This is a genomic window from Actinosynnema sp. NPDC023658 (assembly GCF_040639995.1).
Classification (GTDB): Bacteria; Actinomycetota; Actinomycetes; order Mycobacteriales; family Pseudonocardiaceae; genus Actinosynnema.
Genome location: NZ_JBFAAX010001499.1, coordinates 1 through 1,036, shown reverse-complemented (window position 1 = coordinate 1,036; position 1,036 = coordinate 1). Strand labels below are relative to the sequence as shown.

1 protein-coding gene is annotated in these 1,036 nt (G+C 73.8%); it reads left to right on the top strand.

From position 1 onward, the window contains the following. Positions 1-1,036, top strand: a 1,036-nt coding sequence (locus tag AB0G02_RS42085; protein ID WP_360806747.1) for a tetratricopeptide repeat protein, incomplete at both ends; no start/stop codon positions are given.

Genomic DNA, 1,036 nt, shown 5'->3' with positions numbered 1-1,036 from the left:
GTTCCGCACGTGCGTGGAGGTCGGCTTCTCGGCGGCCGTGGTGGACCTCGGTGAGCGCGGTCGCGCGGTGACCGACCCGGAGGCGCACCCGAAGCAGTACCTGCGGTTCGCGCAGCACGCGGCGTCGGCACTGGTGGCGCTCGGGCGGCACGAGGAGTCGCTGGCGCTGAACATCCCCCTGCGCGCCCGGTTCCTGGACCCGAAGGTGCACTTGATCGCGAGCTACAGCATCGCCATGCTGCACACGCGGTTCTTCGAACCGCGCGACCACGACGCCGCGATCGGCTGGCAGAACAACGCCCACGCGCTGGCGTCGCAGCTGCCCGACCCGGCCGAGCGCCGCACGTACGAGGTGTTCCAGGCCAACGGCCTGGCGCTGGTGGAGATGCACCGCGGCAACCTCGACCGCGCGCTGCGCCTGGTCGAGGACGGCATGGCGCGGCTGGACGGCGAGCTGGGCAGCGAGGACTGGGTGCTGCACCGGTCGCAGCTGCTCTACAACCGCACCCGCCTGCTGGCCGCGCTCGGCCGCGTGGACGAGGCCACCGAGGGCTTCACCCGCCTGATCGAGCTGGACCCCCGCTACACCGACTACCTCAGCGAACGGGCCAAGCTGCACCGCCGTCGCGGCGACCTGGACGCGGCCCTGGCCGACTACGACCGCGCGGTGCGCCTCGGTCCGCCGTTCCCGGAGCTGTACTACAACCGCGGCACGGCACGTCTCCAGGTCGGTGACGTCGACGGCGCGCTGGCCGACTTCGACCACGTGCTGGAGATGGAGCCGGACGACGTGGACACCCGGCTCAGCCGGGCCGAGTTGGCGCTGGCGCTGGGCGTGGTGGACGCCGCCGACGCGGACGCCGAAGCGGGCCTGCGGCTGCGCCCCGGCGAACCTCGGCTGCGCGCCCTGCGCGGCACCGTCGCCTTGGAGCGCGACCGCCACGAGGAGGCGATGACGCACCTCGACGCCGCGCTGGCCGTCGACCCGCGGTTCCCGGCGGCGGTGGGGAACCGGGCCGTCGCGCCCATCCGCGGT